Raw genomic sequence first — 21,956 nt, 5'->3', positions numbered from 1 at the left:
GTATTCCTTAAGCTTCAGCAGTGTTTAATACGCGTTCTGCAAACATTTCTGCAGTACGTGCAGCTGCCGCAGTCATAATGTCGAGGTTACCTGCATATTTAGGAAGATAATCACCTAAACCTTCAACTTCTAAGAAGATTGAAACACGGTTACCGTCAAATACAGGACCATTGACCAGTTTGTAACCTGGTACATATTTTTGAACTTCAAGAATCATCGCATGTACAGATTCAGTGATTGCTGCTTGATCTGGTTCACCTTCAACAAGACAGTGAACAGTATCACGCATCATCAGTGGTGGCTCAGCAGGGTTAATGATGATGATCGCTTTACCTTGTTTCGCACCGCCCACTTTTTCAATAGCGCCAGCAGTCGTACGAGTAAATTCATCAATGTTTTTACGTGTACCTGGACCCACAGATTTTGTTGAAACTGTTGCAATGATTTCGCCGTATTCAACAGGCTGAACTCGTGAAATCGCAGCAACCATAGGAATCGTTGCCTGGCCACCACATGTCACCATGTTGACGTTCGGAACTTCACCTGCGTCCAATAACGCTTCTAAGTTTACTGGTGGTACGCAGAATGGACCGATTGCAGCAGGTGTTAAGTCAATCATTAACACGCCAAGTTCATTTAATTTGCGGCTGTTTTCAGCATGAACATAGGCAGAAGTTGCATCAAATGCGATTTTAATGTCGTCTTCAATTACGTGTGCAAGTAAACCATCTACGCCTTCAGCAGTGGTTTTTAAACCCATTTTAGCAGCGCGAGCCAAACCTTCAGACGTTGGGTCAATACCGACCATCCATACTGGTTCTAAAAATTCGCTGCGTTGAAGTTTGTAAAGCAAGTCAGTACCAATGTTCCCTGGACCGATCAATGCACATTTAATCTTTTTCATGAATGTGTACTCTTAAAAATTCCGTAAAACCCAAGCTTATTTCGCTGCAAATGCTGCAGTCACAGAACCAAAGCCTTCAATTTCAACTTTGAATTCATCACCAGGATTTGCCACAACCATTGGGCCTAAGGCACCGGTCAATACGATGTCACCTGCAAGCAATGGACGACCACGACGAACCATTTCGTCAGCCAACCACACTGCTGCATTTAATGGGTTAGAAAGACACGCTTTACCCACACCTTGTGAAACCACTTCTTCACCACGAGTCATGACCATTTTGCAATTTACAAGGTCAAGATCTGCAAGTTTTACAGGCTTAGAACCCAGCACAAAACCTGCTGAAGATGCGTTATCTGCCACAGTATCAATCAACGAGATTTTCCAGTTTTCGATACGGCTATCGACCACTTCAATTGCAGGCAGTGCATATTCTGTTGCACTAATAATGTCTGCATAGGTGTGTTTTTCTTTGGTCAAATCTTGGTTAATCACCAAAGCAATTTCTGCTTCAACTTTTGGCTGAATCAATAAACCAGCAGGGATTTCTTCACCATCGCCATACGCCATGTCAGCAAACAACATACCGAAGTCAGGTTGATCAACGCCTAACTGCGCTTGTACAACTTTTGAAGTTAAGCCAATTTTACGACCTACAAGGCGACGACCTTCTGCCACCGCACGTTTGGTATTCACTTCTTGAACGGCATAAGCAATATCTACATCAGCACTTTCACCACCAAGTTGTGGACGGATTGGTGCAATCGCAGCCTGATTTACTTCCGCATCGCGTAATGCTTGCGCAACTGATTCAACAACAGCAGAATTCGACATCAATGTTTCCTTAAACTGCAAAAATTGGATGCACAACGTGTTTCATCCCGATCACCATCAAAATCAAAGTGATGAAAGTCATGTCAGGATTCGCCTAAAACATTTCACTTGACATACTACACGTTATGTTTAGATGCATTTAGCATCGAGATTTTAGAAAGTGAATACCAATACTTATTTTATTTATGACTATAGCTATTAGCTATAAATTAATCATTATTTATTATTAATATTCAAAAACTTAAGTCAAAATAATTAAATAAAATTCACTATTTTTTTCGCCCTTAAATCTGAATCTCTACTAAAAAACTTGGCTTATACGACTAAAAGATAAGATTAAAAGATTATTTTAGCGTCAGCCTAATACCCGAATAACAATGTTCAATTATGATAAATTAAGTACGCCACTTTCTTCAAATAAAAATAATTCAATAAATAACAACAAGATAAATCATAAAATTCAAACAAAGAATCTATTCCAGCTTGTGGTAAAAGGCCAAATAGTTGCGCTCAACTTTTTAAGGTAAATTTGCTAGAAGACTGCTTGTTATTGTAGAAAAATCTAGTGTTATTACTTTTTTAAATAATTGAATTTACTCATTTCAACAACTAGAGCTTGCGTTACTATTCATTTGGTAACAAAAAAGGTGAAAACAAATTTCACCCTTTTTACTCGTTTGTATCTAAAACTATACAGCTAGACGTAATTTCACGTGTTCTAGTAGAAATTCAGTCAAATCACCTACGCTATGTGCAATATGTAAGGGTTGAAAACACTGGAGTGTTTCTACAGTATGCACTCCATAGCTCACGCCTACACGTGGCATCTGAATATTGAGGGCCATTTCTAAATCATACGACGTATCACCAACCATAATGGCTTGATCGGCACGTAGTCCTGTTTCCGCCAAAATTTCTGCCAACATCAACGGATCTGGCTTAGATTTGGTTTCACTGGCTGCACGTGTCGCACGAAACAACTCATGACTTTGCGTTTGAGCCAAGACACGGTCTAGACCTTTACGACTTTTTCCTGTTGCAACAGCCAATTGTAGACCGGCATCGCGTAATTCCTGCAACATATCCGCGACACCATCAAACCACATATCCCCTTTGGAATGGGCCACATAGTGATCGGCATAACTTTGCAAAATGTCGCTGTGCAATTCAGGAACCGTCGGAAATAACCGCTGTGCGACTTCCGGCAGACCTAAACCAATAATACTTTTCGCATCAGCATCGGTCAGCGGCTGTGAATATTGATCTGCTGCAAATTTTAAACTCGCTACAATTTGACCCACAGAATCAAATAAAGTGCCATCCCAATCGAAAATGACTAGTTTTACAGCTGAGTTCATACGTTTTCCTAGATTTGATTCAGTGTTTGGTAATTCAGATTCTGGAGTGCATCAATTTATTTACCTCACCCCGGCCCTCTCCTTAAAGGAGAGGGAGAAAGAAAACTTGCGAAGCAGTCCTGCTCAGGGGGGAAGTCTAATATTTAAAACTTACTCGTCATCTTCCGAAGACTTCACCACTTTGTCAGCTTTTTGCGCGCGTAGCTGCGCCACAAGGCTTTGCATATCTTCTGGCAATGGCGCTTCAATGGTTTGGTAACCCGGAATTTCTAAACGCATGGCATGTAGACATAAACGACGTGGCTTTGGACCACGGTATTCTGTTTCATGACCATATTTTTCATCGCCCACCAATGGATGACCAATACTTAAACCATGTACACGGATCTGATGGGTACGGCCCGAAAGTGGCGACGCATACACCAAGGTGGCATGCATAAAACGTTCTTTCACGTTCCACAGTGTCTTCGACTCTTTACCTTCTTTAGGTGATACACGTACACGACGCTCGCCATTCGCCAATTCATAACGATGCAAAGGCTGATCAATCAGCTGTTTATCCAAACTCACCACGCCTTTCACCACAGCAGCGTAGGTTTTTTGGATTTTGTGCTCACGCAACATGTCTTGCAGGCTTTTTAACACGCTACGTTTTTTCGAAATCATCACCAAACCAGAAGTGTCGCGGTCAATTCGGTGAATCAGCTCTAGGTATTTCTTCCCTGTAGCGGCACGTAAACCTTCGATCAAGCCATACGCCACACCACTACCGCCGTGAACAGCAATACCAGAAGGTTTGTTTACCACCATTAAGCCTTCATCTTCGTACACCACACGGCTCAGTAAACTTTGTGCCACTTTGTCCGATACGGGAACCGCAGACTCATCTTTTTGCTCATAACGAATTGGAGCAACTCGAACTTGGTCACCAATATTGAGTTTGGTTTCCGCTTTGACGCGTTTTTTATTGACGCGAACTTGGCTTTCACGAATCAGACGATAAATGCGACTTTTAGGCACACCTTTCAGACGACTAAACAGGAAATTATCAATACGTTGACCCGCCTGATGCTCGTCCACTTCAAACCAGGTGACGCTTTGCCATTCTTGCGTAGAATTCATACAGTTACTGTGACCTAAAAAAATACTAAAATTGATTAAAAACTGATCATTTAAGCTATACTTTTCGCAAGAAACATAAGCTTAGCCCATAGGCAGATGATGCAAGGTTTGATATAGTCAGCGCACGGAAACCACCGTAACTGAGTAAAAGTTGATTCATTTCAGTATTTACTGTCATTGAACTTTCAAGCAATTACTCATTTAGCTCGGAAAGGTCCCAAAAGAATTATGCCGACGCCGAAGGCTTATTATATCGGCAAAACTGCAAACTGTTGCGTTTAATTGTGCCGTAGGTACATAAAACAGTTTGCCCCAAAAAAATATGTGCCAACCAAGGTTGGTTTTTAAACGTAAACTGATACACATCAGACCAGTCGCTCCCTGGAAATCGTGTTCAGGCCACAACGTTTGATGCATTGGATCTGCACAGTTTGTAAAGGTACGATGATAATTCCGTATCAAGACGCTCTATCAGATATGAATGGATGCTCTTCGAGCAATGTGACAGTGAAAGTTACTCACATCCAATGCACCGTTTGTCCGCCAGTGAAACGCGTTCAGGTGACTTTAATCGTTTAAAAGATTGAAGCCGTATTGCCATCATCAATACGTGAATCAAAAACCGTTGCCCACCCAAAGAAGGTCGGTACACATGCACAGATGATGTTTTTCGATCTGTGCAACTTGATCCATGCTATCTGATGCTCGCTACGAGTCAGGCGATGTTCTTCTGTGTATCACTATTAGGTGTTACACCCATGAAACGTATGTTGATTAATGCAACACATGCCGAAGAAATTCGCGTTGCACTTGTCACTGGTCAGCGTCTTTACGATTTTGACTTAGAGAATCGTACCCGTGAACAAAAAAAATCGAATATCTATAAAGGTCATGTGACCCGCGTAGAACCTTCATTAGAAGCTGTATTTGTTGAATACGGTGCAGGTCGTCAAGGCTTCTTGTCGATGCGCGAAATTGCCAATTCTTATTACAAAGCAGATCCTCGCCAAACTTCAAACATCCGCGAATTGATCACTGAAGGCACTGAACTTTTGGTTCAAGTGGAAAAAGAAGAACGTGGTAATAAAGGTGCTGCCCTTTCTACATTTATCTCACTTGCTGGTCGTTATTTGGTATTGATGCCAAACAACCCGAAAGGTGGCGGTATTAGCCGTCAAATTTCAGGTTCAGTTCGTGAAGAATTGAAAGAAATGTTGGCGTCTTTAAATGTCCCTCGTGGCATGAGCGTAATTGTACGTACTGCAGGTATTGGTCGTTCTCAAGAAGAACTGCAACTTGACCTGCAACACTTGCTTGACCTTTGGGCACAAATCCAAAGCACATCAAGTTCAGGTCCATCACCAATGTTGGTTCACCAAGAAGCCGGTGTGGTTACACGTGCGATTCGTGACTATTTACGTGATGATGTTGCTGAAATTCTGATTGACTCTGAGCAAGCGTATAACGAAGCATATAACTTTGTTAAAGCTGTGATGCCACGTCAAATCGACAAATTAAAAACTTATACTTTAAATGAACCGTTATTTGCTCATTTTGGTATCGAAAGTCAAATCCAAACGGCCTATGAGCGTGAAGTAAAACTTCCTTCTGGTGGTTCAATTGTGATTGACCAAACTGAAGCATTGGTTTCAATTGATATTAACTCTGCAAAATCAACACGTGGTAGCGACGTAGAAGATACAGCGCTAAATACCAATCTTGAAGCAGCAGAAGAAATTGCTCGCCAATTACGTTTACGTGATATCGGTGGTTTGGTTGTGATCGACTTCATCGACATGACCAAAGACCGTAACCAACGTATGGTTGAAGCTAAACTTCGTGAAGCAACACAAAGTGACCGTGCGCGTATCCAATTCGGTCAATTGTCACGCTTTGGTTTGATGGAAATGAGCCGTCAACGCTTACGTCCATCGCTTGAAGAAGCCACTGGTTATGTATGCCCACGCTGTCATGGTACAGGTATGGTACGTGACCTACGCTCTTTATCACTTTCGATTATGCGTAAAGTGGAAGAGATTGCGCTACGCGAACGTCATGGTGAAGTTCAAGTTGAAGTGCCTGTTGAAATTGCTGCATTCTTATTGAATGAAAAGCGTCACAGCCTTGTATATCTTGAGCAAACTTCAAATGTTCGTGTGACTGTACTTCCACACCCTCACCTAGAAACACCACATTACGAAATTTCGTATAACCCTGAAGGTTTTGCACCGACAAGTTATGAACGCACTGAAGCAACACGTTCTAGCGAAAAAGAATTGGGTTACGAAGCATCTGAGTGGCACTTAGGTGAAGAACAGGCCGCTGCTGCTCAGCAACAAGCACCTGTACAACAACAAGAAAAAGGCCACAAAAAGAATAAGCAACAACCTGTTGCTGCCCAACAAGCACCTGCACAAGTTGCCGCTCCTGCAGCATCATCTAGTCCATGTGCATGGTTAGAAAACTTATTTGTTCAAAAACAAGCTGCAACCGTTGACCAGTCGCGTACTGCAAACAATGCCGCTGCTGCAATTGAACAAATGGTGAATGGCGGTGCTGCAAGCCGTGGCCAGTTTGGTCAAATTACCCCTGCATCGGCAGCGCCTGCTGTTGTCGCAGATAATAATGCTTACCTTGCACCTTCTACTGTTGTGCATAAACAAGAACGTGACAGCCATTCAGAAAAAGCTGAACGTGAAGAAAAACGTCACAATAAAAAGCGTACTAAGCATAAAGAACCACGTGAACAAGAAGCTCAACCGCATCAAGTTCATGAAGAAGTGTTACAACCTTCACGTCAAGACCGTCAAGAACAGCGTAATAACGAAGCACGTCAAAACGAACGCCAAGAGCAACGTTCTGAACGTCAAGAACCGCGCCAAGACAACCGTCAAGACCAACGTGAAAACCGTCGTAACTCACGCCGTCAACACAACAACGAACAAGTGCAGCAAGATGTTCAAAACAATGAACAACCGCAGTCTGTTCCGCGTCGCGACCGCAACAACCAACAACGTCCAAATCGCCCAAATCGCCACCGCGATCAAAGCGTATTGAACGAGCAAGCGATTGCTCAGGAAGTTGCAGCTGAGCAACAACCTGAAAACCGCAATCAACGTCAACCTAAAGTTGAAGTTGTTGATGCACCACGTCAAGACGTGATGCCAACAGCACTTGTGGTGAATGTTGATCAAGCTCAAAGCGAAATCGTAGCACTAAATACTGCCCCAGCAGTTGAAAAACCTGTAGAAACCCCAGTAGTCCAAAAAGCCGCTGTCGTTGAAGCAGAAAAAGTGGAAAAACTTGCGACTGAAACAAAAGAAGTAGGATATAAACCACAGCATGCGCAGCAAAAACCGTCTCGTGCAAGCAATGACCCACGTCAACGCCGCCGCGAACAACGTGCAGCTCGCGCTCAACAAGCACAGGCTCCGAAAATTTCGCCATCTCAAGTGCCGACACTGGGTCAATACACTGTAAGCAGCTTGATTAAGCATGTATACGGTGAAGACTGCTCAGTACTGATTGAGCAATTTGGCTTAATTCCAACATTCAACCGTGCATTGCAAAAATTCACGGAAGAATATGCCGCGACTTTGTCTGCACCTGCAGCTGAAGCAGCTGTAGAGAAAAAGCCTGTCACTCGTGATGTTCAAGTTACAAAAGCTGCACCTGAAGCTGAACCAGCGCCAATGTTGGATTTAACACCACCAAAGCCTGTGTCAGATAAGCGTGTTGCTAATGACCCACGTGAGCGTCGTCGCCTTGCTAAACTTGCCGCTGAACAAGCGAAACAAGACCAAGCAAAAGCACATGCTGAGATGGAAGCTACGCCTGTCGCAGACACTGCTATTGAGGCGCCTGTAGTTGCAGAAGCTAAAGCTGCTACAGTTGAAGCCAATGTATCCGACGTTGCAGTTCAAACTGAAGCACCTGTGCCCGCTCAAGCTGAAGTACCGACACCCGTTCAAGCTGAACTGGATGTGAGTGCGCAGCCTGAAAAGACGGAAGAAGTGTCTGAAGCTCCTACTCAACCAGTAGAAGAAAAAGCTCAAGCCGTTGAAGCGGAAAAGAAAGTTGAGGTTCCTGTAGACGAAAACTCGGCCGCTGAAGGTGAAAAACCTGCACGCCCTCGTCGTCCTCGCGGTCGTCCACCGAAAAAAGCAAACACCGCAACTGAGCAGTAATTTGCTATTTTGCAGGTGAATAAAAAAATCCAGTCATTTCGGTGACTGGTTTTTTTTTGATACTTTTGTCAAATTAGGTTGATTGCACTAGATCGAAACGATTAAAAGACAATTGTAGAATTTGCTGCAAATTTCATTGCAAAGAAATAGACCGTATCGGATTACGAAAAATAAATAGGATTCACATGAGCCAAACTACACAACACGACCTTATTGGGATTGCTGATGTTGCAGCAAAAATTCCCGCGTTCATTAGCAAAGTACCCAACCTGTTGAGTGGTCTAAAGCAAGCCTATTTACGTACCCCAAATACTTCCGCAGGCTTAGGGATTGCATTTGAAAAAGCCGTAAAGCGTAATCCCAAAGGCTATGCGCTATATTTTGAAGAGCAAAAATACACCTATAACGAACTCAATGAATGGGCCAATCAAATTGGTCACTATTACCTAGCACTCGGCGCAAAAAAAGGTGATGTGATTGCGGTGATGATCGAAAACCGATCTGAACTCGTGGCAACTATCGTGGCTTTAGCCAAAATTGGCGTCACCAGTGCCTTGGTCAACACCTCACAAGTCGGCAAAGTCCTGACACACAGTATCAACTTAGTAAACCCAATTGCGGTAATTGTGGGCGAAGAATGCCGTCAAGCCGTAGAAGAGATTCGTAATGATCTCAGTGTGGCTGCAGATCGTTTACATTGGTTCGCAGATCAGGCCACCCGTGTAGATGCCGGTAAAGCACCTAAAGGCTTTTTAAACCTTGCAGTAGCGATTGATGAATTTCCAAAATTCAACACGCCAACCACTGCAAGCGTAAAAGGCAAAGACGGCCTATTTTATATCTACACCTCTGGGACAACAGGCTTACCTAAAGCGGTGATTTTCACCAACAGCCGTTGGACTTTGGCTTATGGAACATATGGTCACGTCCTTAATCTGAATAAAGATGATGTGATGTACGTAACTTTACCGCTCTATCACGCTACAGGCACTGTAGTTTGTTGGTGTGGGGTGATTGCAGGTAGCGCCACCCTTGCCCTGCGTCGCAAGTTTTCAACCTCATCGTTTTGGAAAGATGTACAAAAATTTGATGCATCAGCCATTGGCTATGTGGGCGAGCTTTGCCGCTATTTGATGGATGCTCCACATTCAGACCTTGAAAAAGGCCATCGTGTGAAAAAAATGATTGGTAACGGCATGCGACCAAACATTTGGGATAAGTTTAAAGAACGCTTTGGGGTCGAAGAAGTCCTTGAACTCTATGCTTCAAGTGAAGGCAACGTTGGCTTTAGTAATGTGTTTAACTTCGACAATACCGTTGGTTTTTCACCAACGCCTTATGCGATTATTCAGTTTGATAAAGAAAAAAATGAAGCTGTACATGATGCTAAAGGTCGCTGCATTAAAGTGAAAAAAGGCGAAGTCGGCTTACTCATCGGTAAAATTACCCGTCGCTCACCTTTCGATGGCTATACCGACACGGAAAAAAACAAATCCGTCATTATGAAAGATGTATTCAAGCATGGTGATTCATACTTCAACACTGGTGACTTGGTTCGAGACATTGGCTTCCGACATGCACAATTTGTCGACCGTCTAGGCGATACTTTCCGCTGGAAAGGTGAAAACGTCTCAACCACTGAAGTTGAAAACATGGTGAGTGAGTACGATAAAATTGCTGAAGCTGTGGTTTATGGCGTAGAAATTCCAGATACAAATGGCCGTGCAGGTATGGCTGCCATCACGCTCACCGACGGTGCCGAACTCAACGAACAAGATTGTCGTGAAATGGTTCTACAATTTAAAAAATGCTTACCCGCTTATGCTGTACCGGTATTTTTACGTGTACAGAAAAAAGTCGAAACCACAGGTACGTTTAAATACCAAAAAAATAAGCTGAAAGAACAAGCTTTTGATCCTAAGCAAACTGATGAACGTTTATTGGTATTGCTGCCAAATGCAACTGCTTACTGTGATTTAACTCCTGAAATTTATGCCAATATTCAGGCATATAAATACCGTTTTTAAGCAAATAGCGCTCATTTTAGCGACAGATATCCGCTAAAATGAGCTACTTTGTTGTATTTATAATCAAACAAAAGCAAGTTTATGAATTTTTACTTGCGCTTGAAGCAGATCTTGCTACAATACGCACCATCAAGCGAAATGGGTCGTTAGCTCAGTTGGTAGAGCAGTAGACTTTTAATCTATTGGTCCCGCGTTCGAGTCGCGGACGACCCACCATTTCCTTCGATACCACAAGATGGGTCGTTAGCTCAGTTGGTAGAGCAGTAGACTTTTAATCTATTGGTCCCGCGTTCGAGTCGCGGACGACCCACCATCTTTCTAAAATTCCAGTTTTAGATTACAATCTTGTGCATACCCCCTAAGGGTCGTTAGCTCAGTTGGTAGAGCAGTAGACTTTTAATCTATTGGTCCCGCGTTCGAGTCGCGGACGACCCACCATTCTTTCTTAGGGCTTCATTCTTCCGGCAGTTGAAGAAAAAGAAACCTGCAGGTTCCGACCAAGACAAACCATCACCATTATTGGTTTTGATTCGCCATTCTCGAAATTTTGCTATAGCGATGTTGCGAAGTATCATTCTTGTCTTGCTAGATGAAGTATTTGACCTGAAAAATTTTAGATAACAAATATTCCCTAGTACTCAAAACTACGCGCTTCGTTTATCTTGCTAAAATTTTAAAATGTTATTTTAAAATTTTCTCAGGGTTGTTAGCTCAGTTGGTAGAGCAGTAGACTCTTAATCTATTGGTCGTGGGTTCGAACCCCACACAACCCACCAATTCTATGTCGTATTAATAATTCAATTTTTTATAAGCTAGTTGCATTCGATTAGCCAATGTCTGCGAATTTCACGCCAACGCTCAAACGCAATTTATAATTTTATTTACTTCATTCGCAGCATTTAATTCGGGTCTTTCACCAAGGTATAGGCATGTTGAGGCTGAGGATAACCCTTGGAAAATAATTCCTGATTTCGGTCGACTTCACCTTGACGAATTTTGTCCAAATCCATAATGATTTTATTTTCATTAATCACGTGATAATAAAAATTCACGCCTTCTTTTCGATGAACCACCAGCTCGGTATGTGCTTCATTGACACTCCACGTATCCTTACGGTATTTCACATTAATGCCTGGCGTATTGGTTTTTTCAGCAAACACTTTACCAATTTGAATAATACTGCGGTGTACCGTGCCATCTGGTAATAAGTTAAGAATGAACTCCGCATCGCCTTCTGGGCATGGAATAAAACTGTCATCGCATTTTACTTTGGCATGAAAACGTCCAATAAAAATTTTGGCATGCTCAGGAACAGGAGCTGACTTTATTTCATCGTCATTCGGTAATGTCGCCTGCCCTGCCACTTGGGTTAATTTTTTTCCATGATCTTGCTTCGCTTGAACTTCCGATGCGACAGTTGATGCTGAACTTTCACCCTTATCCGCTGCGGGTTGAGGCGTTGGACTACAACCAATAAAAGAGAGGCTGAACACTCCTGCAAACACTGAAAGATATGCAAATTTCATCAAAAAAGGTGAAGCCGATGTTTTCATATAATGTGCCAAGACCAATCATTCATTGGTTTTTTCAGTTCTTGCTGACTTAATATTGTAATCAAATAATCAACGCTGTATACATATATTTGCAATATATGTTAATCATATCTCATTGTTATCGTTGATATTTAATTAGTACTCAAGCTATTTTAAAGGCAAACTAATCAAACCAATTCTTCAAATTACATAACTTTACTTAATTTTTTTTCTGCACCCTTTAAATCGTAAAGCTTGTCACCATTTCTATAATATGAATTTGGAAATATTCAAATTTATTCTATTTTTTTAAGGAGACCTGAATGGCCAATGTTGGTTTATATCGCTCAAACCACTCTAACATGATTGCTGGTGTGATGGGGGGTATTGCTGAACGTTTTGGTTGGAACGCAAATTTACTGCGTATTATTTTTATCTTTGTATCATGCTTAAGCGCAGCCTTTCCCGGTATTTTGGTGTACTTGGTTTTATGGTTAGTCATGCCTAAAGCACAAGATAACTTTTTCCGTACCAATGGCTATTCAGACCCGATTCGTACTGTGAATGATGACAGACGTTAAAATCCCTTGACCCAGTTTGGTCGCTACGGTTTCTCCCCCAAGATTCCGTAGCTTTTTTTTGTCTACATATTGGCAAAGCCATATTTAAGTCTGATGAATTTAACTAAAGTTTAAGGCTTAAGATTTTGTTTGCTGATTTAACTGTTGATATAACGCGGCAATCATATCGGCACGGCTAATCATTCCCACCAACCGTTTTTGCTCAACGACTGGAATATAATTAAAAGATCTTTCCACAAAATATGGCACCAAGTCTTCAATCGGCTGATCCGGCTGCACGGTCACCACTTTGGGATTCATAATTTGATAAACGTGATTTTCCCAACTGGCTTTGGGGTCTGCGGCACGCTTAAACCATTCCACTACATCATATAAAGCCAAATTTCCCACCAAGCGATCCAAATCACTCACCACAGGCAAACTCATCAAATTGACTTGTTTAAACTTTTCCAACGCTGACTGAATATCATCTTCTGCACGCAAGCTAATCACTTGCTGGCTCATGAGATCACGACAATGAAACTGGCTTAGACCACGACGACTAGCTAACTGCTGTGCTTCTAAAATGATTTTTTGTAGGTCGTATTCACTGATATCGAGTAACTGACTTTGCTGTTCTAAGACTTGCTGAATATCCGCAGGTTGAATCGACACTTTTTGTGTCGGTGTTGGATCTGTCGTCCGTGTATTAACTTGTGATTTTTGTGGATACTGCTTACCTAGTAATCGGTTATAAATAATAGCAACCACCATCAAGAGGACCGAATTTAAAAGGACTGGATAAAAAAGAAAGGCGTAGCCTAAATCATGGACAGCCTCGCCGCCCAATACCGCGGTAATCGCTACTGCCCCACTCGGTGGATGCAATGAGTCCGTGGTCATCATTAAGATAATCGCTAATGCAACTGCGATACTAAATGCTTCGGTTAAATTAGGAATAAACATCGCACACGTCACGCCAATCAAGGCCGCAAGACTATTACCGACTACCATATTCCACGGCTGTGCCAATGGGCTGGCAGGTACAGCAAAGAGCAGTACGGACGATGCGCCCATCGGGGCGATATACCACGCATTTAAGTCATCTAGCGCCAGCCAACTGATCAGTGAAGAAATACTCAGGCCCAGCAAAGCACCTACCCCACACAGGATGCGGTCTTTTAATGGTAAAACTTTAAAGTTGGGTTTAAGTGTATTAAGCCAAGCTGATTTTGCGTGAAACACGATATGCCTGATTGATTATTCGAACAGATGGGCGATTATAAAACGAAGTCTCTTATAAGATGTATTTATTTTATACCTTTATCTTATAAAATTTTCTACTGAACAATATCTAATCCAAATTAAAGCCGAAAGAACTGAATAATGCTCACGAGTCAATCACCTGCTCATCTCTCTTATTTCATTAACGTTTTACAACAAAACCTAGACAGGCTAGCTGTTTAAAATTCCCTATAGTCAAAAGACCTATAAAAATATTTGAAAAAAGGATGTTCTGAATGAATAAAAATATCTTCGCAATGTGTGCCCTCTGTATGCTTGGCTTGGGTTTATCGGCCTGCTCCAAAGAACCTCAACAAGCCAATCCGCCAGCCAATGATAATACACCTCAAGAAATGGCCCCAGCTGAAACTGCAAAAAATGGGGATGATCTTATTCGAGAACCAGCACCACAAGTTGAAGCACCAGCGCCTCAACCCACTTTAGCTGAAATCCCCATGAGTAAAGGCACTTTAGGTTTACAAAGCGTCAAGGTGATTGGAAGAATTTTAACCGTAAAAGTGATAGCTCAACCTAACCCTGCCCCAAATGGAAACACTGAATTTATGAGCACATCCATCAATTTGGAACAAACCAATTATATTGATGATGACACAGCCAAAAAAGTAGGACTGCTGCAAGATGATGCTGGCATTTGGATGGCAGCACCTTTAAATGCAACAAATAAAGCTATCCAAAAAGCCAGTTATGAACCTATTTTACTCACCTTTAAATTCCCTGCGCCGCCTGAAAGCACCAAGACCATTAGCATCAATTTAGGTAATGCAGGTTCTTTTGACGGCATACCGGTTGAACGCTAATGAGAACATTACTGTATAGCGCAAGTTTGAGCTTATTGATTGCAGGATGTGTAGATTCCAAAACTGATCCACCGCCTACTCAGACTGAACAGAACGTCACGGAAATAGACAACTCTCAGACTGTGCCAGAACAGCAGCCGAAGTCATCTGAACCAAGTCAACCTCAGGCAGAAGCCAGTAATTTATCGGCTGTCGGTTCAGATTTAAGTGCCAATCATAATGAATTTAATATTCAGGTGAATTTAAGTTCGGATGTGCTGTTTGATTTTGGCAAAGCCAATTTAAAACCCGAAGCTGAACCTGAGTTGCAGCAAGCAGCCCAGACCTTAAAAAGCAAAGGTAAAGGCATTATTGCCATTGTCGGCCATACCGATAATATTGGTTCAGATGCCGCCAACCAAAAACTGTCGTTACAACGGGCTGAAGCGGTGCGTGATTATTTTAAAGCCCAAGGTATTGATTTAAATTATCAAATCAGCGGGATGGGAGAAAGTCAGCCGCTTAAACCGAATACCCTATCTAATGGTGAGGACAATCCTGAAGGTCGTCAGAAAAATCGACGGGTTGAAATTGTAATTAATAAAACCAAAAGCTTATCTGAGTCATAAAGCCTTGATAAAAATGAGTCTAAACGACTCATTTTTTATTTTACGACTAAATTTTTAGTGGTGAATTTTGATTCTTTTTTTGAGAATATCTCTAAACGATAGACGCGCCAAAGTCATATAGCAAACGTTCATTGAGCGGCGATATTTTTTATTCGATTTTCGTATGCTGTACCAAGCCACCTAAGTTGCAAAAGACGTTATAAAAGACCGATTACCCTGTTGGTTATTTGGGATTTTTTTGAAAATTACAGGCTGAATTTTCTTAAAAGATATTGATTTTATCTATCAAATTTAATCGATTACGCATCCGATACTTAATACATAGCATGAGCTGCCTTGCACCTCAGTCACTTCATGCCGATACAAATCTGGTCTAAATAATTTAACTCTTGGTAAATCAATGATGCTTCGCTCACATATAAATTCACCACCTGCTTTCGATTTTTTAATCACGATATTCAACCTAAAATGCTGCCCATATTGTACAGAGTCTTGACGTGGTGGAATCATTGAACCCACAGGAAAACGAAGAAAATAGGCATCACATTTAAGTCCTAAATGGTTTTGTAATAACAACATTTTGTCACAACCCGAATGCTGTCTTCCTTTTTACCAACGCAACCACTTCGAACCCATAAGTCTTTGAATAATTTTATTATTCCTAAATTTCATTGTATTTTTATAGCATGATCATCGTTAACAACAGTATCACTGATGAAGTTGTCTTATTGCCACCATATTTCACCAATAAAGACTCAGCTTCATTTAAAACCCGCAGTGCCTTTATTCTATCTGGCATTAAAAGCCCACTTGTTCACGCGAAACCTTTGCCACACACCCCCAAAATCCTTATAATTGAGCACAATTTTTATCTAATTTTAAGTGGATGACCATGAGTCGCGCCATATCGCATATTGATACCTTCCAAGGCTTAATTCTTGCCTTACAAAACTACTGGGCTGAACAAGGCTGTGTAATTCTTCAACCTTACGATATGGAAATGGGTGCAGGTACTTTCCACACTGCAACTTTCCTACGTGCTTTAGGCCCTGAAACTTGGAACGCGGCTTATGTTCAGCCTTCTCGTCGTCCTAAAGATGGCCGTTATGGTGAGAACCCGAATCGTCTACAACACTACTACCAGTTCCAAGTCGTGTTGAAGCCAAACCCAGACAACATCCAACAGTTGTACTTAGATTCATTAAAAGCCATTGGTATTGATACCCTTGTTCACGACATTCGTTTCGTGGAAGACAACTGGGAATCTCCAACACTTGGCGCATGGGGCTTAGGTTGGGAAGTTTGGTTAAACGGTATGGAAGTGACTCAGTTCACTTACTTCCAACAAGTCGGTGGCGTTGAATGCTACCCTGTAACTGGCGAAATCACTTACGGTCTAGAACGTCTAGCGATGTACCTCCAAGGTGTAGACTCAGTTTACGACTTGGTTTGGACTAAAGGTCAGTTTGGTACAGTGACTTATGGCGACGTGTTCCACCAAAACGAAGTTGAACAATCGACCTATAACTTTGAATATGCCAACGTTGAAAAAATGTTTGAATTATTCGACTTCTATGAAGCTGAAGCGACTCGTTTAATGGAAGCTGAACTTCCACTGCCTGCCTATGAACAAGTAATTAAAGCATCGCATAGCTTTAACTTGCTTGATGCACGTGGCGCAATTTCAGTAACTGAACGTCAACGTTACATTTTACGTGTACGTACATTGGCTCGTGCGATTGCCCAAAGTTATGTCGCTGCGCGTGCGAAGCTTGGCTTCCCGATGGCAGAACCTGCTTTACGTGACGAAGTATTAGCTCAGTTAAAAGCACAAGTTGAAAGCGACGCAAAAGTTGAATCTAAGGAGAGCAAATAATGTCTAAACATACAGTATTGTTCGAATTAGGCTGCGAAGAACTTCCACCAAAAAGTTTAAAAAAATTACGTGATGCGCTTCATGCAGAAACGGTAAAAGGTTTAAAAGACGCAGGTCTTGCATTTGATGCGATTCAAGCTTATGCAGCACCACGCCGCCTTGCACTTAAAATTGTGAATGTCGATGCTGCGCAAGCCGACACTCAAAAACGTTTCGACGGCCCTGCGAAGCAAGCAGCGTTTGATGCCGATGGCAAACCGACTAAAGCACTTGAAGGCTTTATGCGCGGTCAAGGCATTACGGTTGATCAAGTTTCAACTTTCCAAGCAGGTAAAGTTGAAAAAGTGTGCTACTTAAAAGATGTAAAAGGTCAAAGCCTTGATGTTTTACTTCCTCAAATTTTACAACACGCTTTAGATAACCTACCTATCGCAAAACGCATGCGTTCCGCAGCCAGCCGTACTGAGTTTGTACGTCCTGTAAAATGGGTTGTTTTGTTGAAAGACAGTGATGTAATTGAAGCAACCATTCAGGATCACCAAGCAGGTAACGTGACTTATGGTCACCGTTTCCATGCTCCTGAAGCAATTACACTTGCAAATGCCGATGCTTATCTTGATGCCCTGCGTACTGCAAAAGTGATTGCAAACTTTGAAGAGCGCCAAGCCATCATCGACCAACAAGTCAAAGCTTTGGCTGATGAAGTAAATGCCATTGCGATTGTCCCTGCGGACTTACGTGACGAAGTAACAGCATTGGTTGAATGGCCAGTTGCGCTTCGTGCAAGCTTTGAAGAACGTTTCCTTGCTGTGCCGCAAGAAGCGTTGATTACAACGATGCAGGACAACCAAAAGTACTTCTGCTTAGTAAATGCCGACAATAAGCTTCAACCTTACTTCATTACCGTTTCAAACATTGAGTCGAAAGATCCGTCTCAAATTATTGAAGGTAACGAAAAAGTCGTTCGTCCACGTTTGTCAGATGCTGAATTCTTCTTCTTACAAGACCAAAAGCAACCGCTTGCAGCTCGTAAAGAGAAACTTGCAAACATGGTGTTCCAAGCTGAACTTGGCACCCTATGGAACAAGTCTGAACGTATCGCGACTTTGGCTGTTGCACTTTCTGCAATCACTGGTGCAAACCCAGCAGATGCTGAAAAAGCTGCACTCCTTGCAAAATGCGACTTAACCTCTGAGTTGGTGGGTGAATTCCCTGAGCTTCAAGGTATTGCCGGTACTTACTACGCACGTATTGAAGGCGAAAATGATGAAGTCGCTGAATCTTTAGGTGAACAATACTTACCTAAATTTGCAGGTGACGTTTTACCAAAAACCAAGACCGGTACAACGCTTGCGCTTGCTGACCGTTTAGATACATTGACAGGTATTTTTGGTATTGGTCAAGCGCCTACAGGTTCTAAAGACCCGTTTGCATTACGTCGTTCTGCCATTGGTATTTTGCGTCTTGTGACTGAAAATGATTTAGACGTTTCGATTGAAGATCTAATCAAACTTGCACTTGCTGCTTATGGCGATGTATTGAAAGACCACGATAAAACTTTGGCGGATGCAGTTGCATTCCTTGAAGGTCGTTACCGTGCAAAATACGAAGACCAAGGCGTGGCTGTAGATGTGATTCAAGCTGTTCAAGCACTTTCTCCAAAATCGCCACTTGATTTTGATAAACGTGTAAATGCGGTAAATCATTTCCGTGACTTACCTGAAGCTGCTGCACTTGCAGCTGCCAACAAGCGTGTTGCAAACATTCTTGCAAAAGAAGCTGCACCTGAAGGCGCTGTGGTTGAAGCAAACTTGGTTGAAGATGCTGAAAAAGCATTGTTCGCTGAACTTGCGAAAATCACACCTGTAGTTGAGCCGTTATTTGCTGCTAAAGACTACACTGCTGCATTGTCTGCACTTGCTGCACTTCGTGCGCCAGTGGATGCGTTCTTTGACGGTGTAATGGTGATGGCGGATGATGCTGACCTGAAAGCAAACCGTTTACGTATGCTTGCACAGCTTCGTGACTTGTTCACGAAAGTGGCTGATATTTCGGTGTTACAACACTAAGTTTAAGCATTCATTAAAAACCCGCTTTAGAGCGGGTTTTTTATGCCATTTGAAATCTAGGTAGAATCCTGTTAGAAATAGCGGGATTTTTTAATAAGAACAATATATGAAAAGTATTACAGTCAATCATCCTTACCGCCCAGATCTCTATCTTTTTATTTTACATGCAGTACTGATGGCATGCAGCTTTTACCTTTGGAAGGTTTATCCATACATTCCAACCAAGCCAGATATGGGGGCTTTATTCTTTTTGATTATTTCTGTTTTGGGTGGATTTATTGGAATCGTCATCGTTGCGGTCAGTTTGCCAAGATTAGACCGCACTGTGCGTTACTTAACGCTTTCAAAATTTGTTTTAAGTTTGGTGTATTGGTTGTCGAGCACAACCATTTTCGTTTTATTTGGCAGTACTAAATTTATATTCAATAATCCCCTCGTGCTATTTGTCTTTGTTTTTCTATTTTTTAGCAGTCTGTATTTTTCAATAATTCGTGTTGCTGATATGCGTAAGAAAGATTGGCTCATTATCGGTGGAGTATTGGGTGGCCTTGTGTTGTTGTTCTTTTTGTCAAAACTTTAATCGCTAAATAAACCAGCTAAGGCTTCATGGGTTATTTAGAATAACGTCCTGATAATCCAATGAGACGGTTTGAAACATTAGATAAATTACCAAGCGAAATCACTTCTTAATACATCAATGTGAAAAAGATCTGGCATTGCACTCAATATCTCGTTTTAAATAAAGATGAATAAGACTTGAGCAAATAAATCTCAGCATGCTAAAAATAACTCAACCTAAATAAAATGAAATACCGATGATGAATAAAAAATTACTTAGCTTTGGATTATTGATCCTATCTATTTCTTCTGCAAATGCTGGAACGGAAATGACTCATTCCCAAATCATCATTTCTTCACCCGATACCGTTGCAAGTTATAATTGCGCGGGGCGCTCAGTGAATATTCCTGCTCCAGATAGCCGTATTACTCTAAAAGGCAGTTGCCCGATGATTACGGTTGCTGGTCCAAATACAACAGTCTATGTAGAATCAGTCAATAAAATCAATATTTATGGGCCAAATTCGAAAGTGTATTATCAAAAAAGCACCCATCCATCACGCCAAGTCAGCATCAATGCCGTTGGTCCAGGAAGTGCGGCCTATAAACGTTAAATATTAAGTAAATGAAGTTGAATTTAGGCTTAAGACTTAAATCTATAGCCAATAATTCACCAATTCCCTATACTCAAAGACAACAACACTCAACAAGAATGAAACTTATGAAATTGAAAGCATTCCTTTTGACTGGTCTTGCGGGTCTAACACTTTCTGCATGTACATCTGCACCAACGATTCCACAACTTGAAACAGGTGTATTACAAGAAGTTCAAAACATTGATGTCTACCCAGATACCACGGATAACAAAGCAAAACTGACTAAATTTGTAGATAAATGCGTGATTGAATTTACCGGCAATTTAGAAGAAGCAAAATCTGTTGAACAATGGTCATTTAAAGGCTTAACCCTCATTTCAGGTGGTACAGCAACCTTTGCCAAAGATGGTACAAGTTCAGCGCACAATTTTGATTTAAATGCGGCGGATGTACAGAAAAACTTCCTTGCATTACGCGGTCATTTTGCAAAAGATGCGCTTACACAATGTGAATAAATAATAAAAACCATATCTCCAAAATGGAGGTATGGTTTCATTTTTCGTTTAATCTTGAATCATAATCAGTTCAAACCCATAATTTTTAATCATGAAAATCGTAACTAGAACCACACCACAGCAACGCTCAAAACACATATAAGCCACTGTATTTTCACAAAATTACAATAATGCATTAACTTAACCATGTTTCCACACTTCAAACTTCCGCGTATCTGAGCTGTTATTGCATTGTGTGACTTATCGCACAAAACCACTTTTTGCTTTTTTTTACTCTTAAGATGTCCTCTGCTCCAAAAGCGCAAATGCTGAGTGCAACAGCAGCGTTCAATAAAAGAGGACAATTGCAAAGATGAAACCTTTATTTAAAACAACACTGATCACCGCAGCATTATTCGCAAGCACCCCACTATTTGCGAACACCGCAGTAGAAGCCAATGCGAAAGTTGAAACACAGCAACCGTCTGTACTGCAAAATCTAAAACAAGACATTAATCAGTCTGCGCATACAGCCGGTGACAAAATTGAAAAAGGCGTCGATAAGACCAAAACATTCACCCAAGAAAAGTGGCAAGACACCAAAGAATTCAGTGCTGACAAAAAGCAAGATGCAAAAAATAAATGGGCTGACCTAAAACAGTCTAAAGATGAAAAGTCAGATGCAGCGAAAGCCAAGATCGATGCCAAGGCTGAGCAAAATAAAGCTAAGCTTGATGAGCGCAAAGCACAGCTCGATGAAAAAGCTGCAAAAGACAAAGCAAAACTCGATGAACGTAAAAGCAATGTCGACAACAAAGTTGATCAAACCAAGAGTTATTTAGGTGAAAAAGCTCAGGAAGGTCGCCAATTTGCCAGTGAAAAATGGCAACAAACCAAAGCGAATTTCCAAAAAGGTCAAGAAGCCAATGTGAGTGGCAGTAGCAATGTACAGTTGCAAACGCCTGTCGCACAAGCTGAAGTCCATAGCTCACATGAAGCCAGCTTAGGCGCTCACAAATAAGTAAACTGGCTTTCATACCCTCTCCTCCAGAGAGTAGGCTCACCCTTCGGTGGGCCTTTTTTACCTTATGCAAAATACAAACGTGTACAAAGCTGTCATTTGCTGTAT

The 21,956-nt window shown here is 41.7% G+C and carries 18 protein-coding genes, 4 tRNA genes and 1 pseudogene; 15 read left to right on the top strand and 8 right to left on the bottom strand.

Annotation, left to right across the window (positions count from 1 at the left end; translation table 11 throughout):
* Window positions 1-7: 7 nt before the first annotated feature.
* From FTT88_RS04345 to FTT88_RS17510, 5 genes and pseudogenes are all read right to left on the bottom strand, one after another.
* Window positions 8-904 carry an acetaldehyde dehydrogenase (acetylating) gene (locus tag FTT88_RS04345; RefSeq protein WP_078192779.1) on the bottom strand — a complete coding sequence of 299 codons (897 nt, stop codon included), beginning with the start codon at window positions 902-904 and terminating at the stop codon, window positions 8-10.
* A 36-nt stretch (window positions 905-940) separates the two neighbouring features.
* On the bottom strand, window positions 941-1,738 hold the full coding sequence (gene mhpD, locus FTT88_RS04340) for a 2-keto-4-pentenoate hydratase (RefSeq protein ID WP_078189749.1): 798 nt from the start codon (window positions 1,736-1,738) through the stop codon (window positions 941-943).
* A 689-nt stretch (window positions 1,739-2,427) separates the two neighbouring features.
* Window positions 2,428-3,096 (bottom strand): HAD-IA family hydrolase, encoded by a 669-nt coding sequence (locus FTT88_RS04335; RefSeq protein ID WP_111884106.1) that lies wholly within the window; start codon window positions 3,094-3,096, stop codon window positions 2,428-2,430.
* A gap of 150 nt (window positions 3,097-3,246) precedes the next feature.
* Entirely contained in the window at window positions 3,247-4,218 is a 972-nt protein-coding gene (locus tag FTT88_RS04330; protein ID WP_078189751.1) for an RluA family pseudouridine synthase, read from the bottom strand.
* A gap of 55 nt (window positions 4,219-4,273) precedes the next feature.
* Window positions 4,274-4,582: pseudogene (locus FTT88_RS17510) on the bottom strand (hypothetical protein).
* A gap of 394 nt (window positions 4,583-4,976) precedes the next feature.
* Between FTT88_RS17510 and FTT88_RS04325 the strand changes: the two are divergent.
* The 6 genes from FTT88_RS04325 (at window position 4,977) to FTT88_RS04300 (ending at window position 11,208) form a co-directional block, all read left to right on the top strand.
* Window positions 4,977-8,405, top strand: a complete 3,429-nt coding sequence (locus FTT88_RS04325) for an Rne/Rng family ribonuclease (RefSeq protein WP_180002973.1) — start codon at window positions 4,977-4,979, stop codon at window positions 8,403-8,405.
* A 185-nt stretch (window positions 8,406-8,590) separates the two neighbouring features.
* Window positions 8,591-10,432, top strand: coding sequence for a long-chain-acyl-CoA synthetase (locus FTT88_RS04320; protein WP_180002931.1), 1,842 nt, complete (start codon window positions 8,591-8,593; stop codon window positions 10,430-10,432).
* A 140-nt stretch (window positions 10,433-10,572) separates the two neighbouring features.
* Window positions 10,573-10,648 (top strand) — tRNA-Lys (locus tag FTT88_RS04315).
* A 21-nt stretch (window positions 10,649-10,669) separates the two neighbouring features.
* A tRNA-Lys gene (locus FTT88_RS04310) sits at window positions 10,670-10,745 on the top strand.
* 49 nt (window positions 10,746-10,794) lie between these two features.
* A tRNA-Lys gene (locus FTT88_RS04305) sits at window positions 10,795-10,870 on the top strand.
* 262 nt (window positions 10,871-11,132) lie between these two features.
* A tRNA-Lys gene (locus FTT88_RS04300) sits at window positions 11,133-11,208 on the top strand.
* A 123-nt stretch (window positions 11,209-11,331) separates the two neighbouring features.
* Here FTT88_RS04300 and FTT88_RS04295 read toward each other — a convergent pair.
* The gene (locus tag FTT88_RS04295; RefSeq protein WP_228145137.1) at window positions 11,332-11,985 is read right to left on the bottom strand and encodes a hypothetical protein; all 654 of its coding nucleotides are present in this window, start codon (window positions 11,983-11,985) and stop codon (window positions 11,332-11,334) included.
* 302 nt (window positions 11,986-12,287) lie between these two features.
* Between FTT88_RS04295 and FTT88_RS04290 the strand changes: the two genes are divergently transcribed.
* Window positions 12,288-12,545, top strand: a complete 258-nt coding sequence (locus FTT88_RS04290; RefSeq protein ID WP_180002930.1) for a PspC domain-containing protein — start codon at window positions 12,288-12,290, stop codon at window positions 12,543-12,545.
* Between the two features lie 117 nt (window positions 12,546-12,662).
* On the opposite strand, the gene FTT88_RS04285 is transcribed toward FTT88_RS04290, so the two are convergent.
* Window positions 12,663-13,769 (bottom strand): HPP family protein, encoded by a 1,107-nt coding sequence (locus tag FTT88_RS04285; protein ID WP_180002929.1) that lies wholly within the window; start codon window positions 13,767-13,769, stop codon window positions 12,663-12,665.
* Window positions 13,770-14,044: 275 nt separating this feature from the next.
* Here FTT88_RS04285 and FTT88_RS04280 point away from each other — a divergent pair, with 275 nt between their 5' ends.
* Both FTT88_RS04280 and FTT88_RS04275 read left to right on the top strand, forming a co-directional pair.
* On the top strand, window positions 14,045-14,626 hold the full coding sequence (locus FTT88_RS04280) for a hypothetical protein (RefSeq protein WP_180002928.1): 582 nt from the start codon (window positions 14,045-14,047) through the stop codon (window positions 14,624-14,626).
* On the top strand, window positions 14,626-15,234 hold the full coding sequence (locus FTT88_RS04275) for an OmpA family protein (RefSeq protein ID WP_180002927.1): 609 nt from the start codon (window positions 14,626-14,628) through the stop codon (window positions 15,232-15,234). The genes FTT88_RS04280 and FTT88_RS04275 overlap by 1 nt, the downstream gene beginning before the upstream one ends.
* A gap of 291 nt (window positions 15,235-15,525) precedes the next feature.
* Here FTT88_RS04275 and FTT88_RS04270 read toward each other — a convergent pair whose 3' ends face one another.
* Window positions 15,526-15,813 (bottom strand): 2OG-Fe(II) oxygenase, encoded by a 288-nt coding sequence (locus FTT88_RS04270; protein ID WP_257223011.1) that lies wholly within the window; start codon window positions 15,811-15,813, stop codon window positions 15,526-15,528.
* Between the two features lie 313 nt (window positions 15,814-16,126).
* Between FTT88_RS04270 and glyQ the strand changes: the two genes are divergently transcribed.
* The 6 genes from glyQ (at window position 16,127) to FTT88_RS04240 (ending at window position 21,848) form a co-directional block, all read left to right on the top strand.
* Window positions 16,127-17,110: a glycine--tRNA ligase subunit alpha gene (glyQ, locus tag FTT88_RS04265; protein WP_180002926.1), complete on the top strand. Its 984-nt coding sequence runs from the start codon at window positions 16,127-16,129 to the stop codon at window positions 17,108-17,110.
* A complete protein-coding gene (gene glyS / locus FTT88_RS04260; RefSeq protein WP_180002925.1) occupies window positions 17,110-19,179 on the top strand; it encodes a glycine--tRNA ligase subunit beta in 2,070 nt (689 codons plus the stop codon). The genes glyQ and glyS overlap by 1 nt, the downstream gene beginning before the upstream one ends.
* 106 nt (window positions 19,180-19,285) lie before the next feature.
* A complete protein-coding gene (locus FTT88_RS04255; protein WP_180002923.1) occupies window positions 19,286-19,759 on the top strand; it encodes a hypothetical protein in 474 nt (157 codons plus the stop codon).
* A 235-nt stretch (window positions 19,760-19,994) separates the two neighbouring features.
* Window positions 19,995-20,351: a DUF3060 domain-containing protein gene (locus FTT88_RS04250; protein WP_180002921.1), complete on the top strand. Its 357-nt coding sequence runs from the start codon at window positions 19,995-19,997 to the stop codon at window positions 20,349-20,351.
* 107 nt (window positions 20,352-20,458) lie between these two features.
* On the top strand, window positions 20,459-20,848 hold the full coding sequence (locus FTT88_RS04245; protein WP_078189759.1) for a hypothetical protein: 390 nt from the start codon (window positions 20,459-20,461) through the stop codon (window positions 20,846-20,848).
* A 352-nt stretch (window positions 20,849-21,200) separates the two neighbouring features.
* A complete protein-coding gene (locus FTT88_RS04240; RefSeq protein WP_180002919.1) occupies window positions 21,201-21,848 on the top strand; it encodes a hypothetical protein in 648 nt (215 codons plus the stop codon).
* The last annotated feature ends 108 nt before the right edge of the window (window positions 21,849-21,956 follow it).

Origin of the sequence: Acinetobacter sp. YH01024 (genome assembly GCF_013420195.1) — a bacterium.
GTDB lineage: Bacteria > Pseudomonadota > Gammaproteobacteria > Pseudomonadales > Moraxellaceae > Acinetobacter > Acinetobacter amyesii.
Note: the sequence above shows the minus strand (reverse complement) of the source record. Positions and strands in the feature narration are given on the sequence as shown.

What these genes read in the sequence shown, in the direction of transcription:
- FTT88_RS04255 (WP_180002923.1), top strand. Translation starts at nt 19,286, where the DNA reads ATGAAAAGTATTACAGTCAATCATCCTTACCGCCCAGATCTCTATCTT.
- FTT88_RS04280 (WP_180002928.1), top strand. Translation starts at nt 14,045, where the DNA reads ATGAATAAAAATATCTTCGCAATGTGTGCCCTCTGTATGCTTGGCTTG.
- FTT88_RS04275 (WP_180002927.1), top strand. Translation starts at nt 14,626, where the DNA reads ATGAGAACATTACTGTATAGCGCAAGTTTGAGCTTATTGATTGCAGGA.
- FTT88_RS04320 (WP_180002931.1), top strand. Translation starts at nt 8,591, where the DNA reads ATGAGCCAAACTACACAACACGACCTTATTGGGATTGCTGATGTTGCA.
- FTT88_RS04345 (WP_078192779.1), bottom strand. Translation starts at nt 904, where the DNA reads ATGAAAAAGATTAAATGTGCATTGATCGGTCCAGGGAACATTGGTACT.
- FTT88_RS04335 (WP_111884106.1), bottom strand. Translation starts at nt 3,096, where the DNA reads ATGAACTCAGCTGTAAAACTAGTCATTTTCGATTGGGATGGCACTTTA.
- glyQ (WP_180002926.1), top strand. Translation starts at nt 16,127, where the DNA reads ATGAGTCGCGCCATATCGCATATTGATACCTTCCAAGGCTTAATTCTT.
- FTT88_RS04240 (WP_180002919.1), top strand. Translation starts at nt 21,201, where the DNA reads ATGAAACCTTTATTTAAAACAACACTGATCACCGCAGCATTATTCGCA.
- FTT88_RS04250 (WP_180002921.1), top strand. Translation starts at nt 19,995, where the DNA reads ATGATGAATAAAAAATTACTTAGCTTTGGATTATTGATCCTATCTATT.
- FTT88_RS04270 (WP_257223011.1), bottom strand. Translation starts at nt 15,813, where the DNA reads ATGTTGTTATTACAAAACCATTTAGGACTTAAATGTGATGCCTATTTT.
- glyS (WP_180002925.1), top strand. Translation starts at nt 17,110, where the DNA reads ATGTCTAAACATACAGTATTGTTCGAATTAGGCTGCGAAGAACTTCCA.
- FTT88_RS04325 (WP_180002973.1), top strand. Translation starts at nt 4,977, where the DNA reads ATGAAACGTATGTTGATTAATGCAACACATGCCGAAGAAATTCGCGTT.
- FTT88_RS04330 (WP_078189751.1), bottom strand. Translation starts at nt 4,218, where the DNA reads ATGAATTCTACGCAAGAATGGCAAAGCGTCACCTGGTTTGAAGTGGAC.
- FTT88_RS04295 (WP_228145137.1), bottom strand. Translation starts at nt 11,985, where the DNA reads ATGAAAACATCGGCTTCACCTTTTTTGATGAAATTTGCATATCTTTCA.
- mhpD (WP_078189749.1), bottom strand. Translation starts at nt 1,738, where the DNA reads ATGTCGAATTCTGCTGTTGTTGAATCAGTTGCGCAAGCATTACGCGAT.
- FTT88_RS04245 (WP_078189759.1), top strand. Translation starts at nt 20,459, where the DNA reads ATGAAATTGAAAGCATTCCTTTTGACTGGTCTTGCGGGTCTAACACTT.
- FTT88_RS04290 (WP_180002930.1), top strand. Translation starts at nt 12,288, where the DNA reads ATGGCCAATGTTGGTTTATATCGCTCAAACCACTCTAACATGATTGCT.